Annotated in this window: 15 protein-coding genes and 1 pseudogene; 5 read left to right on the top strand and 11 right to left on the bottom strand. The window is 61.2% G+C overall.

From position 1 onward, the window contains the following. Nucleotides 1-51: 51 nt before the first annotated feature. The 8 genes and pseudogenes from WH299_RS29170 to WH299_RS29135 all read right to left on the bottom strand — a co-directional run bounded on the left by WH299_RS29170 (nucleotide 52) and on the right by WH299_RS29135 (nucleotide 7,588). Entirely contained in the window at nucleotides 52-1,176 is a 1,125-nt protein-coding gene (locus WH299_RS29170; protein WP_339551984.1) for an IS481 family transposase, read from the bottom strand. Between the two features lie 157 nt (nucleotides 1,177-1,333). Continuing rightward, nucleotides 1,334-1,447: pseudogene (locus tag WH299_RS29165) on the bottom strand (LysR substrate-binding domain-containing protein); the annotation flags it as partial. 66 nt (nucleotides 1,448-1,513) lie between these two features. Continuing rightward, on the bottom strand, nucleotides 1,514-2,590 hold the full coding sequence (locus WH299_RS29160; protein WP_339551983.1) for a nucleoside hydrolase: 1,077 nt from the start codon (nucleotides 2,588-2,590) through the stop codon (nucleotides 1,514-1,516). Between the two features lie 27 nt (nucleotides 2,591-2,617). Continuing rightward, complete coding sequence (locus tag WH299_RS29155) at nucleotides 2,618-3,928, bottom strand: MFS transporter (RefSeq protein WP_177062442.1); 1,311 nt, start codon at nucleotides 3,926-3,928, stop codon at nucleotides 2,618-2,620. Between the two features lie 320 nt (nucleotides 3,929-4,248). Continuing rightward, nucleotides 4,249-4,881, bottom strand: coding sequence for an N-carbamoylsarcosine amidohydrolase (locus tag WH299_RS29150; protein WP_339497451.1), 633 nt, complete (start codon nucleotides 4,879-4,881; stop codon nucleotides 4,249-4,251). A gap of 12 nt (nucleotides 4,882-4,893) precedes the next feature. Then, complete coding sequence (locus tag WH299_RS29145; RefSeq protein WP_339551982.1) at nucleotides 4,894-5,646, bottom strand: maleate cis-trans isomerase family protein; 753 nt, start codon at nucleotides 5,644-5,646, stop codon at nucleotides 4,894-4,896. Between the two features lie 14 nt (nucleotides 5,647-5,660). Continuing rightward, nucleotides 5,661-6,458 carry an alpha/beta fold hydrolase gene (locus WH299_RS29140; protein ID WP_339551981.1) on the bottom strand — a complete coding sequence of 266 codons (798 nt, stop codon included), beginning with the start codon at nucleotides 6,456-6,458 and terminating at the stop codon, nucleotides 5,661-5,663. After that, nucleotides 6,455-7,588: an FAD-dependent monooxygenase gene (locus tag WH299_RS29135; RefSeq protein ID WP_122726806.1), complete on the bottom strand. Its 1,134-nt coding sequence runs from the start codon at nucleotides 7,586-7,588 to the stop codon at nucleotides 6,455-6,457. Before WH299_RS29135 ends, WH299_RS29140 begins: the two co-directional genes overlap by 4 nt. Nucleotides 7,589-7,894: 306 nt before the next feature. On the opposite strand from WH299_RS29135, the gene WH299_RS29130 reads away from it, so the two are divergent. The 4 genes from WH299_RS29130 (at nucleotide 7,895) to WH299_RS29115 (ending at nucleotide 13,746) form a co-directional block, all read left to right on the top strand. Further along, nucleotides 7,895-8,947 carry a 2,5-dihydroxypyridine 5,6-dioxygenase gene (locus WH299_RS29130; protein WP_339551980.1) on the top strand — a complete coding sequence of 351 codons (1,053 nt, stop codon included), beginning with the start codon at nucleotides 7,895-7,897 and terminating at the stop codon, nucleotides 8,945-8,947. Between the two features lie 60 nt (nucleotides 8,948-9,007). Then, complete coding sequence (locus tag WH299_RS29125) at nucleotides 9,008-9,442, top strand: MarR family winged helix-turn-helix transcriptional regulator (RefSeq protein ID WP_016977981.1); 435 nt, start codon at nucleotides 9,008-9,010, stop codon at nucleotides 9,440-9,442. 288 nt (nucleotides 9,443-9,730) lie between these two features. After that, a complete protein-coding gene (locus WH299_RS29120) occupies nucleotides 9,731-10,213 on the top strand; it encodes a (2Fe-2S)-binding protein (RefSeq protein ID WP_028616030.1) in 483 nt (160 codons plus the stop codon). A gap of 5 nt (nucleotides 10,214-10,218) precedes the next feature. Beyond that, nucleotides 10,219-13,746, top strand: coding sequence for a molybdopterin cofactor-binding domain-containing protein (locus WH299_RS29115; RefSeq protein ID WP_339551979.1), 3,528 nt, complete (start codon nucleotides 10,219-10,221; stop codon nucleotides 13,744-13,746). Between the two features lie 121 nt (nucleotides 13,747-13,867). On the opposite strand, the gene WH299_RS29110 is transcribed toward WH299_RS29115, so the two are convergent. Beyond that, nucleotides 13,868-14,515 carry a TetR/AcrR family transcriptional regulator gene (locus tag WH299_RS29110; RefSeq protein ID WP_339551978.1) on the bottom strand — a complete coding sequence of 216 codons (648 nt, stop codon included), beginning with the start codon at nucleotides 14,513-14,515 and terminating at the stop codon, nucleotides 13,868-13,870. Nucleotides 14,516-14,676: 161 nt separating this feature from the next. Here WH299_RS29110 and ggt point away from each other — a divergent pair, with 161 nt between their 5' ends. After that, nucleotides 14,677-16,401 carry a gamma-glutamyltransferase gene (gene ggt, locus WH299_RS29105; protein ID WP_095016062.1) on the top strand — a complete coding sequence of 575 codons (1,725 nt, stop codon included), beginning with the start codon at nucleotides 14,677-14,679 and terminating at the stop codon, nucleotides 16,399-16,401. Nucleotides 16,402-16,537: 136 nt separating this feature from the next. On the opposite strand, the gene WH299_RS29100 is transcribed toward ggt, so the two are convergent. Continuing rightward, nucleotides 16,538-17,056: an AAA family ATPase gene (locus tag WH299_RS29100; protein WP_126570361.1), complete on the bottom strand. Its 519-nt coding sequence runs from the start codon at nucleotides 17,054-17,056 to the stop codon at nucleotides 16,538-16,540. Next, nucleotides 17,053-17,616 (bottom strand): nicotinamide riboside transporter PnuC, encoded by a 564-nt coding sequence (pnuC, locus tag WH299_RS29095; protein WP_016977988.1) that lies wholly within the window; start codon nucleotides 17,614-17,616, stop codon nucleotides 17,053-17,055. Before pnuC ends, WH299_RS29100 begins: the two co-directional genes overlap by 4 nt. Nucleotides 17,617-17,745: the final 129 nt, after the last annotated feature.

The following is a 17,745-nucleotide window of genomic DNA, read 5'->3' as shown; positions in this document are numbered from 1 at the left end:
TGTATGGACCGGACACATGGTGGACACATGTGCGGGTACATGGTTGACACATTATGGACCATAGTCAGGTTTGCTCACGTCGATCGTTCGTAGGAAGTGATGACAGAAGTAGACATCAAAAAGGCCATCACTTTCAGGGTTAGGCCGTATCGCGATGTGAAGCCCAGCCAAACCCTTGGCAATGCTGAAATAGCGTTTCTGAAAGCGAAAACGACTGTGATAAGCCTTAGCCAGCACATCATCCGGACCGTATTCAAACTCCGATAACTGCTGCGGATAAATCCAGGGGCTGGAGCGATACCGGTCCATAGGTACCTTGTAATCCAACGCTTGATGAGGACGTTGCAGGTTATAAATCTCACGCCATTGATCAAACGCTTTTTGAGCCTCCTTGGTAGTGGAAAAATGACGCCCTTCAAGCACTTCGGCCTTGAGTGAGCGGTGGAAACGTTCGATTTTTCCATTTGTTTGAGGATGGTAAGGACGGCTGAAGCTGATCCGAATTCCTAGGCGAATCAACCAGATACTTAGCTCTGTGATTTCACCAGGGTTGCGTGGCGAGCCCCATGGCGGGCCGTTATCAACGTTGATGCGAGCCGGTAATCCGAAGCGCTGGAATACCTCGATCATCTTCTCCTTCACCGTAGCTCCACGCTCGTTGTCACAGGCCTGAATTGCCAAATTGAATCGTGAATGGTCGTCCAGCATGGTCAGCGGATGGCATCGGCTTTCTTGCGTAGGAAAATGCCCTTTGAAATCCATCTGCCAAAGATCGTTAGGCGCATCGTGCTCAAATCTCAGCTTTGCCTCTTGTTCCTTCTGAGAAGGCTGAATCAGACCGTGCCGGTGCAGGACATTGGTGACGGTGCTGGGAGCGATCTGCTTGTTCAAGAGGCTGCTGATTGTGCGTCCACCCCATGCTGGATGGTCTTGCCTGAGTGCTATGACCTGCGCTTCCAAAGCTGCGGTGGTCAGTTTGGGACTGGTGGCCGGTTTGCGAGATCTCTCTTGCAGCCCTGGCTGACCGTGCGCGTCGTAGCGTTTGAGCCACTTATAGGCCGTTTGCGGACTGATGCCGAATCGCCGGCATAGCTCTCGTTTATTACTGCCGGGTTGCCGTGCTAAGGCAATAAACTCTTCTTTCAGGCTCATGGTGTCTCTCGTGTTCCAGGGCATGATGGCTTTCCGGCGAAGTTGGCTCGCCGAAAAGTGTCCACCATGTCCCCGTACACCCGTCCACCATGTGTCCGGTCCATACAGGCTTTTCCAAAGTGACCCGCCGTAAGGGCGGAACCAATACCCGCCATCACCCAAATAACGGATATGCCCCCAATCACAACCCCCGACTCCCCCGAATCAAATCATAAGCCTTCCTGGCAATCGGATTCGCCGTATTCGGCCAAACCCAAAGGCAATACATCACCTCCGGCAACCGCGGCAACCCATCCCGGGTTCGCGCTGGCGGGTTGAGGCAGAAAAAGCGCTCCCACCTTGTGTGGGAGCGCTTGGCCGGTCAGTGCTTGACTGGCGTTGGCAAGGTCACCAGGTTGACGTAGCCATCCCAGAATTTCTTCTGGTCTACGCCGAACACCACCTTGGCTTTTTGCGTGCCTACAGGTGCGCCTTTCTGGTAGCCCAGTGCGCGGCCGTAGTCGGCGCCAAAGGTGGCATCCACATCCACCCACAGATCCCGGGACTCGGTGACGATGTCCGGGTTGACCAGGTACAGCGCCGGCAAGCTGTCCCAGGTAAAGCTGTGGTAGCTCGGGTCCTTGTCGAACAAGGGGCCGAACTCGTGCTTGTACAGATCGGCAATCGCGCCTTTCTGGGCAATCACGCGCTGGTACACCGTTTTGTCGAAGGTGACTTTCTCGCACACATCATTGGGGAAAATCACGTGTTCGATCGGCGAGCGCAACACGATCTTCGCGGCCTCCGGGTCGAACCACCAGTTGAATTCCGCCGCTGGCGTGGTGTTGCCCGGAATCTCCAGGGCACCGCCCATGTACACAATGCGCTTGATCAGCGGCACGATGTCCGGCGCCGAACGAATCGCCAGGGCGATGTTGGTCAGCGGCCCGACGGCCAGAATCGTTACCTGATGCGGGTTGGCGCGCACGCTGTCGACGATGAACTGCGCGGCGGTTTCCTTGCGCAATCGGGTGTGCGTCGCCAGGCCATCAGGTGGCGCGATCAACTGCTTGGGCGAAGTAGGGCGGGGGTTCTTGAATGCCCCCGGCCAGCCGGAACCGAACAACGCCTTTTCCGCCTCGTAGGTGGCGTAGTCATGCAGCAGCGGGTAGGCGGCGCCGGAGTAGACGCCGACCTCTTTCTCCACGCCCATGCGTTCCACGGCCTTGAGCGCATCGACCTGCTCCTGGTCGACCCAGGCGTTGCCGCTGACCAGGGTCATGCCCAGCAGTTCGATGCGTTTTTGCGCGTGGAGCTGGGCGAGCATGATGAAGGCCTGGCCGTCATCGTTGAGCACGTTGAAGTCGGTATCAAAAATGACTTTCTCCGTGGCCTGGGCGGTGCCGGCACACAGGCCTAGGGCAACAAGCAGTGCGCAGCTTTTCAGGAAACCTTGCATGGTGATTCATCCGAAAAATTATTGTTGTTAACGGTTCACCAGTTTCGCCGGCAAGGCGATGACCAGGAAGCTGCTGAGGATCAGGCAGCCGGCGAAAAACCACAAGGCACCCGCGCTGCTGCCTGTGACGTCGATCGCAACGCCCATCAACGAGTTGCTCACCAAGCCTGCGATATTCGCCACCGAACAGGCCAAAGCAAAGCCGGTGGCCGCCGCGGTGCCTTTGAGAAAGGTCGCCGGCAGGCTGAAGAACACCGGCACCGCGCCGATGATCGCCGCCGAAGCAATCGCAAACAGCGCTACCGTGGCCGCCACGTTATGGGTGAAGAACGTGCTGGTGGCCATGGCCGCCGCGCCGATGAAAAACGGCACGATGATGTGCCAGCGGCGTTCGCGGTGCTTGTCGGAGCTGGCGCCGATCAGCAGCATGCCGAGCAGGGCGGCGACGCTCGGTAGTGCAGTGAGCACGCCGATATGGAAGGTGTCGGTGACTCCGGCGTTGCGGATGAACGTCGGCATCCAGAAGCCCATGGCGTAGGCGCTGAGCAGGATCGAGAAGTCGATACCGCCAAGCATCCAGACCTTGAGGTTGAAGAAACCGTCACGGAAGCTGTGTTTGCTGGCGGCGCCGTCGGCGTCGTCCTTGCGCAATTCGGTTTCCAGCAGGGCTTTTTCCTCGTCCGACAGCCATTTGGCTTGCTGGTAGGTGTTGGGCAAGGCCCAGAAGGTCAGCACGCCCAGCAACACGCTGGGCACCGCTTCGATCAGGAACAGCCACTGCCAGCCACGCAGGCCACCCATATGATCGAAGTGGCCCATGATCCAGCCGGACAGCGGGCCGCCGATCACGCTGGAGAGCGGCAGGCCGATCATGAACAACGCAATGATGCGCCCGCGTCGGTGGGTGGGAAACCAGGTGGTCAGGTAGTACAGCACGCCCGGCAGAAAGCCCGCCTCGGCGGCGCCGAGCAGGAAACGCAGGATATAGAACTGGGTCGTGGAGGTGACCAGCATGGTGCAGGCAGAGAGCAGGCCCCAAGTGATCATGATCCGCGCGATCCAGATCTTCGCGCCGACCCGCTCCAGAACCAGGTTGCTTGGGACCTCAAAGATGATATAGCCGACAAAGAACAGCCCTGCGCCGAGGCCGAACGCGGTTTCGCTGAACTGCAACTGGTCGAGCATCTGCAACTTGGCGAAGCCGATGTTGATGCGGTCCAGGTAGGCGGCCAGGTAGCAGAAGCACAAGAAGGGAATCAGCTTCCAGGTGATCTTGTGGTAAAGCGTGTTGACGGGGTCTGCGACCGTGGTCGCGGGCGCTGCATTCGCAATGGGCATTGGGTGTCTCCTGGCGGTGACTTATGGTTTTTATACAGCCGCTTTTGTTCCAGCACTTCGGAGTGCTGTAGAAGCGACTTCCAAAGGCAGTGTCAGAAGACTGAGGGCGGCGGCTGGACACGATCCATATGGACGCCGGGCTTATGTGGGAGCTGGCTTGCCTGCGATAGCATCGGCGCGGTGTCACTGTTACACCGCAGCGTCTGCATCGCGGGCAAGCCCGGCTCCCACAGGGATCGGTTTCCACATTTGAATGTGTTCCAAGGCCGGGCCTCAGTTTGTTCAAGACCGCGCTCTATGGCGCAGTTCTTAGTAACGTCTTATTGCTCCTTGAATTTGCGCATTGCCTCCTGCTTGCTCACCACGTCGCCATACTTGCTGTCGATATCGAACAGGTTGGCCTCATGGGGCGCCGGGTGTCGATCGCCGACGCATTCGCGCACGACGATGGTGCGAAACCCGTGCTGCACCGCATCCACCGCCGTGGCGCGGATGCAGCCGCTGGTGGAACAGCCGGCCAGCACGACGGTGTCGATGCCCTGGGCATGCAGCATCGGCGCCAGGCTGCTGCCGAAAAACGCACTGGCATACTGTTTGGTAATGACGACTTCCTCGGCCAGTGGCAGCACCTCGGCGCAGAACGCCGCGAGTGGGTTGCCTTCGACCATGTCCTTCATCACCGGGGCTTTTTTCACCCAGATCCCGCCATCGACGAAATGGCCGGGATGGTAGCGGATATTGGTGTGGACTACCGCAATCCCGTGTTGGCGTGCGGTGGCGAGCAGCTCGACGCTTTGCGCCACGGCCGTGACCACGCCGGGCGCGAACAGCGGCGCGCCTTCGGTGGTGTAGCCCTGCATGAAGTCGATCATCAGCAGGGCGGCCTTTTTGCCAAAGCCGATGCGGTTGCCCCATACGCCTTGGTAGTTGGCGTCGGCGGATTGTTCACTCATCTTTCAACCCCCTCAGTAGGCACCGGAAAGCAGGGCGCCGGCGCCGGGCACGACGGGCTCCAGGTCCAATGCCTTAAGCATCGCGTAGGTGGTGGCAATGGCGGCGGTCAGCACCGGTTTGCCGGTTTGTGCCTCGACCTTGGCCACTACCGGCAGCGACTGCATCTGCACGCAGGCCGACAGCACGATCACGTCGACGCCTTCCAGGTTCATGCCGGCGACGATGGCTGGCAGGTTGGCCGGGTCGTGGCGGGCTACTTCAAGGTTGTCGGGGATCTCCAGGGCGCGCCAATCGACGACTTCAAAGCCTTCTTCACGGATGTAGTTCACCACCAACTCAGTCAGCGGTTTCATGTACGGCGCGACGATGGCGATGCGCTTGGCGCCCATCACTTTCAGGCCTTCGATCAACGCGCCGGCGCTGGTGATCACGGGCGCGTTGGCGTCGTTGTCGGCAGTAGCTTTGCGCAAGCGCTGTTCGGAGTTGCGGTGGTAGCCCAAGCCCATGGCCATGATCGCCACCAGGCACGCATAACCCAGCACATCGACCTTGGCGTCGGACAGCTCGACGGCGCAACGGTCGGATTCGCCGTCCATGGCCGCCAGTTCTTCCTTGCGCACTTGCTTCATGCGCATGCGGCTGGAGTGAAAGGTGAAGCGCTCGGGGCGAATCGCCTGGCGTGCGGTGAGCATCGCCGGGATCTCGGTTTCCATGGTGGTGTTGGAACTCGGCACGATCTGGCCGATGCGGTAAGGCTTCTGCATAGTGGTCTCCATTCTTATTGTGTGAGGAAGTCGCCGAGGGCGATGAAGAAGCCGTCGAGGTCATCCCACGGGATCATATGGCCGGCGTTCGGCACGCGGGCGACTTGGATGCTCGGTTGCAGCGCCTGAATCTCGGCAATGTCCTCATCGAGGATCACGCCGCCGCGCCCGGCCACCATCAACAGGGCTGGGGCCTTGAGGTGGGGCAGGTCCTGATGGAAATCCACTTCGTGGAAGTCGTTGAAGGCACGCACGATGGCGGGCTCGTAGCAGGTGTGCAGCCATTCGGCGCGCAGTTGCAGTTGTTCCTGGGTCCAGGTGGCGCAGAAGGCGCGCATCGCCTCCGCGTCCATGCCGACCAGGGACTGGCGGATGGAGTCGACGTACCACGGCAGCTTGCTCGGGTATTCGCGTCGGCCCGGGCCGGAGACCGGTGGGTCGATCAGCACCACGCGCTTCACGCCTTGAGGGTGTTTGACTGCACTGCGCACGGCAAAGCGTGCACCCATGGAGTGGCCCATCAGGTGGTAGCTGTCCAGGTTCAATGCGTTGGCAAAGGCAGCGATGTCCTCGGCGCAGGTGTCCGCGCTGTAGTTCAGTTCGGGACCGGTCGAAGACAGGCCGCGACCGCGCACATCCAGCACATAGGTGTCGAACTGCGCGCCGAGGCGCTCGGCGACAAAGCCCCAGGTGATGGCCGGGCTGGTGATGCCGGGGATCAGGATCAGCGCCGGGCCTTTGCCGCCGTAACGCAAGTAGTGTTGGCGAATGCCGTTGGCCTGCACGTTGCCGCCATAGAGAAAAGTGCTCACGCGGCCACTCCTGATTTCAGTTCCTGGGCGTACAGGTCATAGCCGTAGACCCAGGCCGGATCTTCCTGGGTGCGCAGCCAGGTGTTGGCGTTGGACACGGCCTGCACGCGGGATGCGCGTTCCTTGCGGTTGACTTCGTAGAGCTGGAAGGCGGTGCGGTAGTCGCTGATGCCGGTTTCCTGCAGGCAGCGGGTGAGCATGGCGGCGTCTTCGATGGCCATGCCGGCGCCTTGGGCCATGTGCGGTTTCATCGGGTGGCAGGCATCGCCGAGGAGTACCAGGCGGCCACGGCTCCACAACGGCAGCGGGTTGCGGTTGCGCAGCGGCCATTTGGTCACGCTTTCAGTGGATTCGATCAGGGCCTGGACGGTGGGGTGGTAGCCCTTGAAGGCGTCGAACATCTCTTCGCGGCTGCTGTCGACGAACGCGCCCTGGAAGTCCCATTCGGCATGGGGCACACCGGTCACGTAGTAGTACTCGTCGCGCTTGCCGGTGGTGTAGTAGACCATCATGTGGCGGTCTTCGGTCCACCACTTGATGCAGTCTTCGAACTTCAGGTCGTACTTGGCGAGTTGGTCACCCCGGATCAGCGCACGGTGCGCGACCCAGCCGCTGTACAGCGGTTTTTCCACGCCGAGCAGTTCTTCGCGGATCTTGGAGTTGATGCCGTCGGCGCCGATCACGATGTCGGCGTAGGTCACCTGGCCGTCAGCGAAGGTCAGGCGCACTTGGGTGTCGGTTTCTTCAAGGGTTTCCAGGCGCTTGTTGAAGTGCAGGGTGCCGGGCTTGAGGGTGGACATCTGCAGCGCATGCAGGTCGCCACGGTGCACGGTGATGTAGGAAGCGCCGTAGCCGGTGAGCGGGATGCGTGACAGGTAGTCGCCGCTTTCGCCGCAACGGCTGAACCAATGCTCGGGGTGCGAACCCATCAGGTCCAGCTGCTTTTCGATGCCCATGCGGCGGAAGATTTTCATGATGTTGGGGCCCATGTGGATCCCTGCGCCCAATCGGGAAAACTCCGGCGCCTGTTCGTAGACATCCACGTCGAAGCCAGCTTGCTGCAACAGGGTGGCCGCGGCGGCACCGCCCAGGCCTGCGCCGACGATGGCGATTTTCTGAGTGCTTCCCATGGGGCGTGTTCCTCTCTCTTTTTGATTTTGGCGGTGTCTGTCCGCAAGGTTTTTAAAGTGTATACGCTCATTTTTTGAAATGGGAAGCCTGTGTTTGCAAATTTATTTTTTTGCCGTATTTGTCCTGTGTAACGTGTTGTGATTAATAAATGCTGGGTTTGTTTCGATAGGTAACGTTTTTGTGCGCCGCTTGCAGTCTGCCGCTAATTCGGGTCTTATCGTTATGAAATGGCGTATACGCTATAAAAGTGCACTAGAGTGAAGCGCAGTGCCTGAACTTGGTGCAGGCCCACAGGAGACAGGAAAATGCCGGTAAGCGATTGCGAACTGACCCAGATGTTTGAACACGTGTTGACGCTGTCCAAGGTCGACCCGACCCAGAGCGTTGCCGTGCTCAAGAGCCATTACTCCGACCCGCGCACCGTGCGTGCCGCGATGGATGCTGCGCAGCGCCTGGGGGCCAAGGTGTATGCGGTGGAGTTGCCGTCGTTCAACCATCCCAGGGCGATGGGCAACGACATGACCGCCTACTGCGGCGACACCGCGCTTACCGGCAATATCGCCGCCCAGCGTGCCCTGGAGGCCGCCGACCTGATCGTCGACACCATGATGCTGCTGCACTCGCCGGAGCAGGAGCAGATCCTCAAGACCGGCACGCGCATTCTGCTGGCGGTGGAGCCGCCGGAAGTGCTGGCGCGCATGCTGCCGACCGAAGAAGACAAAGTGCGCGTGCTGGCGGCCGAGCAGTTGCTGAAAAAGGCCCGTTCGATCCAGGTGAAATCCCGTGCCGGCAGTGACTTCCGCGCCGCCTTGGGGCAGTACCCGTCGGTGACCGAATACGGTTTTGCCGATGAGCCGGGGCGCTGGGATCATTGGCCGAGTGGTTTCCTGTTCTCCTGGCCCAACGAAGAAACCGCCGAAGGCGCGCTGGTGCTGGACATCGGCGACATCCTGCTGCCGTTCAAGACCTACACCCGCGAGAAGATCACCCTGGAGATCGAGAAGGGCTTCATCACCAAGATCCACGGGGGATTCGAGGCCGAGTACCTGCGTGACTACATGAAGTACTTCAACGACCCTGAGGTGTACGGCATCTCCCATATCGGCTGGGGCCTGCAGCCACGGGCGCAGTGGACGGCGATGGGCCTGCACGACAAGAACGACGGCATGTGCATGGACGCACGGGCGTTCTATGGCAATTTCCTGTTCTCCACCGGGCCGAATACCGAAGTGGGCGGGACGCGCAAGACGCCGTGCCATATGGATATTCCGCTGCGTAATTGCGACGTGTACCTGGATGATGAGGCGGTGGTCATCGCCGGTGATGTGGTTGCGCCGCCAGCCTCCCTCGCACGCTGATCATCGGTGTGGGGATGGAGTATCATGCCTCCCCACCTTAACCACCCACCGAGCCCCGCCGTGCCAGATTCCTACGTCTTTTCTGAACAAGTCGGCCACCTGTTGCGCAAGGCCTACCAGCGCCACTTGGCGATCTTTCAGCAGAATGTCGGCGACTCCCAGCTCACCGCCGTGCAGTTCGTCACCCTGTGCGCGTTGCGCGATCACGGTGCAAGTTCGCTGACCGAGCTGGTCAAGGCGACGGCCGTGGACCAGGCGACCATTCGCGGCATCGTCGAGCGACTCAAGGCCAAGGAACTGATCAGCCTGGAACCGGACCCGCAGGACAAGCGCAAAGTGGTGGTCGACCTGTCCCCGGCAGGCGCCGAACTGGTCGCCCAGACTGCGCCGCGCGCCGCGCAGATCAGCGAATTGACCCTGAGCAATCTCAACCCGGCCGAACGGGTTGCGGTGCTGTTCCTGTTGCGCAAGATGATCGACGACCCGCAGGAATAATTGTGGTGAGCGGGCTTGCCCCGCGCTGGGGCGCGAAGCGCCCCTGAAACCAGACACCGCAATTCATCTGGAAGAACTCAGTGGCATTATTGGGGCGGCTGCGCCACCCAGCGCGGGGCAAGCCCGCTCACCACAGGGTATCTATCCGCCTTCTGGCACCGCTTTTGCTTTGAGTTCATGTAGTAGCCACTTCATCCGTCAAGTGTGTCGTGAGACCCCAGGTCCACGACGCTTTTTTTTGACTGTTTGATGTAGTGCCTACTTCACCAACTGTTACGGGCGAAGCGAATGATCAGCCAGCACATCACGGTAACGCTTGAGGTCAATGGGCAAAAAAGCGACGTCAGCGCCATGGCGGACACACCGCTGTTGCTGGTGCTGCGCAATGACCTGGAACTCAATGGCCCCAAATACGGCTGCGGCCTGGGGGAGTGCGGTGCGTGCACCGTGATCATCGATGGGGTGGCGGCCCGTTCCTGTGTGTTTCCGTTGTCGGGTGCCGCAGGCCGCGAGATTGTCACTCTGGAAGGCCTGGGCACGCGCCAGGCGCCGCACCCGGTGCAACAAGCCTTTATCGACGAGCAGGCCGCGCAATGTGGCTACTGCCTCAACGGCATGATCATGACCACCAAGGCCTTGCTCGACCGTAACCCCAACCCCAGCGAAGCCGAGGTGCGCAACGAGCTGTCGGGCAACCTCTGCCGTTGCGGCACCCATATCGAAATCCTGCGCGCCGTGTTGCGTGCGGCCCGCCTGATGACCGTGGATTGATGACCATGACCGACACCCCCCTTAACCGTGACCAGTGGCTGGCCAAGGCTGGCGTTTTGTTGATCGTCGATGATGTGTTGCCGCCTTCGGGGCCGGTGGCCAAGGGCGGCACGCCCACTGTGAAACCCAAGGAACTTGGGCTGTTTATTGCGGTAAACGATGATGGTCTGGTGTACGCGTTCAATGGCCATGTGGACCTGGGCACCGGCATTCGCACGTCGTTGGCGCAGATCGTCGCCGAAGAGCTCGACCTGGCGATGGAGCAGGTGAAGATGGTGCTCGGCGACACCGAGCGTGTGCCCAACCAAGGGGCGACCATCGCCAGCGCAACTTTGCAGATATCCGCAGTGCCCCTGCGTAATGCCGCAGCCGAAGCGCGGCGGTTCCTGTTGGCGCGGGCGGCGGGGCGCCTGGGTGTGAGCACGGCCAGTCTGAAGGTCGACGCCGGCGTCATTCACGCGGCAGATGGGCGCTCCACGACATATGCCGAACTGGTCAGCGGCCAGCATGATCAACTGCGCATCAGCGGTGATGCACCCCTGAAGGCCATCGAGGACTATCGCCTGGTGGGCAAGGGCGCCGCTCGGGTGGACATCCCCGGCAAAGCCACTGGCGAGCTGACGTATGTGCATGACATGCGCGTGCCGGGCATGCTGCATGGCCGGGTGATTCGCCCGCCGTATGCAGGGCTTGATTGCGGCGACTTTGTCGGCAACAGTCTGTTGAGTGTGGATGAAGCGTCCATCGCGCATATCCCCGGTATTGTTGCGGTGGTGGTGATCCGGGATTTTGTCGGCGTGGTGGCGCTGCGTGAAGAGCAGGCCGTCAAGGCTGCCAGCGAGTTGCAGGTGCACTGGAAACCCTGGCACCACGCGTTACCGGACATGAGCGATGTCGAACAGGCGATCCGCGACAATCCCCGCGTACGCCGCACCGTGTTTGACCAGGGCAATGTCGACGAAGCCCTGGCAGGCGCGAGCCAGCGCATGCCTCGCAGTTATCTCTGGCCGTACCAGATGCACGGTTCGATCGGCCCCTCCTGCGGCGTGGCGGATTATTCGCCAGCCGGCAGCCGGGTGTGGTCAGGCAGCCAGAATCCGCACCTGCTGAGGGCCGACCTGGCATGGCTGCTGGAGTGCGATGAAGCGCTGATCGATGTGATCCGCATGGAGGCCGCCGGTTGTTATGGGCGCAATTGCGCGGATGACGTCTGCGCCGATGCCTTGCTGTTGTCCCGTGCGGTGGGCAAGCCGGTGCGCGTGCAATTGACCCGCGAGCAGGAACACCTGTGGGAGCCAAAGGGCACCGCGCAACTGATGGATGTCGACGGCGGCCTCAACGCCGATGGCAGCATCGCCGCCTACGACTTTGAAACCAGCTACCCCTCCAATGGCGCGCCGACCCTGGCGCTGTTGCTGACCGGCCGCGTCGAGCCGGTGGCGGCGATGTTCGAGATGGGCGACCGCACCTCGATCCCGCCCTATGACATCGACAACCTGCGCGTGACCATCAACGACATGGCGCCCATCGTGCGCGCCTCGTGGATGCGCGGCGTGTCGGCCTTGCCTAATACCTTTGCCCACGAGTCCTACATCGACGAACTGGCTTTCGCCGCCGGCGTCGACCCGGTGGAATACCGTCTGCGTTACCTCAAGGACGAGCGCGCCATCGACCTGGTGAAATCCACCGCCGAACGCGCCAACTGGGTGCCGCGCACGGCGCCGATGCAAACCGCGAACGAGGATCACCTGTTGCGTGGCCGTGGCTTCGCCTATGCGCGCTATATCCATAGCAAATTCCCTGGTTTCGGTGCGGCCTGGGCGGCGTGGGTGGCGGATGTGGCCATCGACAAACAGACCGGCGATGTGTCGGTGACCCGCGTGGTGATCGGGCATGACTCGGGGATGATGATCAACCCGGCCGGGGTGCAGCACCAGATCCACGGCAATGTGATCCAGTCCACCAGCCGTGTGTTGAAGGAGCGGGTGACCTTTGAAGAGTCGACGGTGGCGAGCAAGGAGTGGGGCGGTTATCCGATCCTGACCTTCCCCGAAGTGCCAAAGATCGACGTGATGATGATGCCGCGCCAGGACCAGCCACCCATGGGTGCCGGTGAGTCGGCGTCGGTACCCAGTGCGGCGGCGATTGCCAATGCGATCTATGACGCCACCGGCATCCGTTTTCGCGAACTGCCGATCACCCCGGAGCGGGTGCTGGCGGCATTGAACGCGGGCAGCTTGGGCGAGCCTGCCAAGTCGCCGGAGAAACGCCGCAAGTGGTGGTTTGGTGCACTGTTCGCCACGTTGGGTGCGTTGCTGGCGACGGCCTGGCCGTTCCACAGTGAAATCGCGCCAATTGCACCCCCCAGCGCCGGCACCTGGTCCAAGGCCACCTTGGAACGCGGGCGGTTGTTGGCGGCGGTGGGCGACTGCGCGGTGTGCCACACGGCCCCCGGTGGCGCGACCAACGCCGGTGGGCTGGCGATGCAGACGCCGTTCGGCACGCTGTACAGCAGCAATATCACGCCGGATGTGCAGACGGGCATCGGCGCCTGGTCCTACCCGGCGTTCGAGCGGGCGATGCGGGACGGCATTGGTCGTGACGGGCGCAATCTGTATCCGGCGTTTCCCTATACGGCGTTTCGCAATATCAACGACGCGGACATGCAGGCCCTGTATGCCTATTTGATGTCCCAGGCCCCGGTGAGCCAGGCGCCGACGCCGAATGCGATGAGCTTTCCGTTCAATCTGCGGCCGTTGATGGCGGGCTGGAATGCCCTGAATTTGCGGCGTGGTGAAATCACGCCGCAGCCTGAACGCGGTGAGCAATGGAATCGCGGTAATTATCTGGTCAACGGCCTGGGCCACTGCGCCGCGTGCCATTCGCCGCGCAACCTGATGGGGGCGGAGAAGGGCGGTAAGGCGTTCCTGGCGGGCGGCAGGGTCGATGGCTGGGAGGCGCCAGCGTTGACAGGGCTGTCGAAGGCGCCGACGCCGTGGACCGAAGACCAATTGTTTACCTACCTGAGCACCGGCTATTCCGACGCCCACGGCGTGGCCGCAGGCCCGATGGGGTCGGTGGTGAGTGAGTTGTCGAAACTGCCTAAGGCGGATATCCGCGCGATGGCGGTGTACCTGGCGTCACTTAACAGCGAAGCGGCGGCCGAGGCCCAGGTGGCCGCTGCCGCTACCGTTCCAAATCCCAATGGCCGGCGGGTGTTCGAGGGATCATGCAAGGCCTGCCATGCCGACGGCCTGGGGCCGAAATTGTTTGGGGTAAGCCCGTCGTTGGCAACCAATACCAATGTGCACAGCGATCAGCCGGATAATTTGATCAAGGTGATTTTGCAAGGTATCAGCACGCCGGCGACCAAGGATCTGGGGTATATGCCGGGGTTCAAGGACAGTTTGTCGAATAGCCAGGTGGCGGATTTGGCGGCGTACCTGCGCGGGCAATTCGCGCCAAATGCGCCGCAGTGGAAGGGTCTGGAACAGAAGGTGGCCCACCTGCGCGCCAACCCCGGTACTCACTGACACTGCGCGATAAAAACTGTGGGAGCGGGCTTGCTCGCGAATGCGGTTGTCCAGTCAACATCTGCAGCGACTGGCACTCCGCGTTCGCGAGCAAGCCCGCTCCCACATTTGGATTGCGTTTCTACAGGGGGATGGGAGATACCCCACGCACCACCAAATCACTGATAAACCCCAGCCAATCCAGCTGCTGCCCCTTGTCCGACAGGTCTTCCCCAAGAAACGAACTCAGCGTGTGCCGGTTGGAGTTATAGAAGTAGCACAGCGAAGCAATCATCAAGTACACGTGCTTGAGGTCCACATCCTGGCGAAACACGCCCTGGGCCTGGCCGGCTTCGATGATCGGCTTAAGCACGCCCACGGCTTCCCCCGACAACCTGCGCATCTCGCCAGACTGCTGGGCATGTTTGCCCTGATGCAGGTTCTCGATGCTCAGGATCGCCACGAATTCCGGGTGCTTGACGTAGTAGTTCCAGATAAACGCCACCAAGTCACGCAGGGCCTGCTCCGGTGCGTCGAGGTTGAGCTTGAGCTTGCTTTCGGCTTTGTTGAATTGCTCGTAGATGTGCTCCAGCACGCAGACGAACAGGTGTTCCTTGCTGCCGAAATAGTAATAAAGCATGCGGTCGTTGGAGTCGGCTTCCTTCGAGATGGTGTCGACGCGTCCGCCGGAATAACCGTCGCGGGTGAACACCTTGACCGCCGCCTGGAGGATGCGCGCGCGGGTCTGGTCGGCCTGTTGGGCGCGGATGCCGGTCTTCTTGATCGCCATGTCAAAGGGGCCTTGCAACACAGTCTGGGCGCGAAATATAGCATGGGCTTTTTCGCGTCCGTTCTATGGCCGACAAGTTCTGTAATAAAAACGCCATTGCGCTGGGGATTAAATTCGCAACGGGCTATTTTGGTGCGTCTCAATAACTAGAGTAGCCATGGATGAAATACCAACCCTTCAGCCGTACCTTGATAGCCACCGCCCTGGTGTTGACGGTCAGTGGTGTACACGCCGCTTCCCAGGCCCCGGTGGCCGGTGAAAATGGCATGGTGGTGACGGCTCAGCATTTGGCAACTCATGTCGGCGTGGATGTGCTCAAGGCCGGCGGCAATGCGGTCGATGCGGCGGTGGCCGTGGGCTACGCACTGGCCGTGGTGTACCCGGCGGCGGGTAACCTGGGCGGCGGTGGTTTTATGACCGTGCAACTGGCGGACGGGCGCAAGACCTTCCTCGACTTCCGCGAGAAAGCCCCGCTGGCGGCCACCGCCAACATGTACCTGGACAAAGACGGCAATGTCATTGAGGGCCTCAGCGCCAAGGGCCACCTGGCCGTTGGTGTGCCCGGCACTGTCTCGGGCATGGAACTGGCCCTGAGCAAATACGGCACCCTCAAGCGCGCCCAAGTCATCGCCCCGGCGATCAAACTGGCGGAGAACGGCTTCGAGCTGGAGCAGGGCGATATCGACCTGTTGCACACCGCCACCGGCGAGTTCGAAAAAGACAAGGACATGCGCGGGATCTTCTTGCACAACGGCCAGCCGATGCAGGTCGGTCAGAAGCTGGTGCAGAAAGACCTGGCCAAGACCCTCAAGGAAATCTCGGCCAAGGGCAGTGACGGTTTCTATAAAGGCTGGGTGGCCAAGGCCCTGGTCGATTCCAGCCAGGCCGGCAAAGGCATCATCACCCAGGCTGACCTCGACAAGTACAAGACCCGCGAACTGGCTCCCATCGAGTGCGACTACCGTGGCTACCACGTGGTCTCGGCACCGCCTCCAAGCTCCGGCGGCGTAGTGATCTGCCAGATCATGAACATCCTCGAAGGTTACCCGATGGCCGACCTCGGCTATCACTCGGCCCAGGGCCTGCACTACCAGATCGAAGCCATGCGCCACGCCTACGTGGACCGCAACAGCTACCTCGGCGACCCGGACTTCGTGAAGAACCCGATCGAGCACCTGCTGGACAAAAACTACGCGGCGAAACTGCGCGACGCCATCGAACCGCAAAAAGCCGGTGACTCCCAGGCGATCAAGCCAGGCGTGTCGCCCCATGAAGGCAATAACACCACCCACTATTCCATCGTCGACAAGTGGGGCAACGCGGTGTCGGTCACCTACACCCTCAACGACTGGTTCGGTGCGGGCGTAATGGCGAGCAAAACCGGCGTGATCCTCAACGATGAAATGGACGACTTCACCGTCAAGGTCGGCGTGCCGAACATGTACGGTCTGGTCCAGGGTGAAGCCAACGCCATCGCTCCAGGCAAGGCGCCGCTGTCGTCGATGAGCCCGACCATCGTAACCAAGGATGGCAAGGCCGTGATGGTGGTCGGTACGCCGGGTGGCAGTCGCATCATTACCGCGACCTTGCTGACCATTCTGAATGTCATCGACTACAAGATGAACATCCAGGAAGCCGTGGATGCGCCGCGTTTCCACCAGCAATGGATGCCGGAAACCACCAACCTCGAAACCTTTGCGGTGAGCCCGGACACCCAGAAGATCCTCGAAAGCTGGGGCCACAAGTTTGCCGGGCCTCAGGATGCCAACCACCTGGCGGCGATCCTGGTCGGTGCGCCGTCCCTGGGTGGTAAGCCGGTGGGTAACAACCGCTTCTATGGCGCGAATGACCCGCGTCGCAACACGGGCCTGTCCCTGGGCTACTAAGCACCGCTGTAGTGAGCGGGCTTGTCCCGCGTTGGGTTGCGTAGCGGCCCCAATAAAAACACCGCGGTCTGCCAGTCAGACCGCGGTGTTTGGTTTTTGGGCGGCTTCGCCCCCCAGCGCGGGACAAGCCCGCTCACTACAATAATTCTTCTACGGACTTGAAGGCCGCGACTCGGCGTTCTTCCCAATTCCCCTTGATCACCACGACTGCCTGTTGATGCTGCTGCATCCATGCCAGGCTTTCCTGGAAAAACGCTTGGCGATCCGCCAGTTGCGGCTGGCAGCGCTGGCCGTCGGCCGTCCATTCCACATCATCTGGTGACAACAGCAAGTGCAGGTCGTAATGACGGGCCAGCAGTTCGCTGTCGAGCCAGGCCGGGTAGTCGCCGAACAGGGTCTGGCTCCAGAGCTTGTTGGTCAGCAGATGGGTATCGAGGATCAACAGTCCCGGCTGCTGGGCGCGGGCGGCGTCTTCCCAGGCCAGTTGGCCACGGGCGATGGCCGGGATGTCGGCCAGAGTGGTGTCGCGTTGATGGTGATCGATGAAATAGCGTACGTATTCATCCACCACCAAGCCGCCAAAATGCGCTTGCAACTGCGCCGCCAGCCAGCTTTTACCGCTGGACTCCGGGCCGGCCAGTACCACCACCTTCATGCGTGCAACGCCGGGTCGGCGCGCCATTCGCGCCAGCCTTGCACGGCAATCACGGTGAACAGCGCGTAGAGCGCGGCGGTGAGATAGAGACCTTTGTAGAGAAACAGTCCGACGAAGATCACATCCACGGCGATCCACAGTGGCCAGCACTGCACGCGTTTCTGCGCCATCCACATCTGCGCCACCAGGCTGAAGCCGGTGAGGGCGGCGTCGAGCCAGGGCTGGGCGGCATCCGTCCAGTGCGCCATAGCGGCGCCGAGCAACAGGCTGCCAACTGCGCCCACCGCCAGGCTGGCCATGATCGCTGGCACGCCGAGGCTGCTGACCTGGCGCCCTTGCTTGACCTCGCCGGCACGTGTCCACTGCCACCAGCCGTAGACTTGCAAGGCGGCATAGACCACCTGCAACAGCATGTCGGAATAGAGTTTCACGTCGAAAAACACCCAGGTGTAGAGCAACACCATCACCAGGCCGATGGGCCAGCACCAGGGGTTTTGCTTGACGGTCAGCCACACGGCAATCACCCCGAGGGCGGCGGCGAACAGTTCAAGCCCGGACATGGTGGTTCCTTGGGAGAGTGGAAGAGGGCGGTGATTGTAACCAAAGAAGATTGGCGTAGGAATTAACTGCTGTGGTTGTGGTGAGCGGGCTTCTGTGGTGGGCGGGGGGCGCCCCCCGCACACACGGGG

Source organism: Pseudomonas sp. MYb541, assembly GCF_037479595.1.
GTDB lineage: Bacteria > Pseudomonadota > Gammaproteobacteria > Pseudomonadales > Pseudomonadaceae > Aquipseudomonas > Aquipseudomonas canadensis.
The sequence above is the reverse complement of the archived record's forward strand: the minus strand, read 5'-3'. Positions and strand labels throughout refer to the sequence as shown.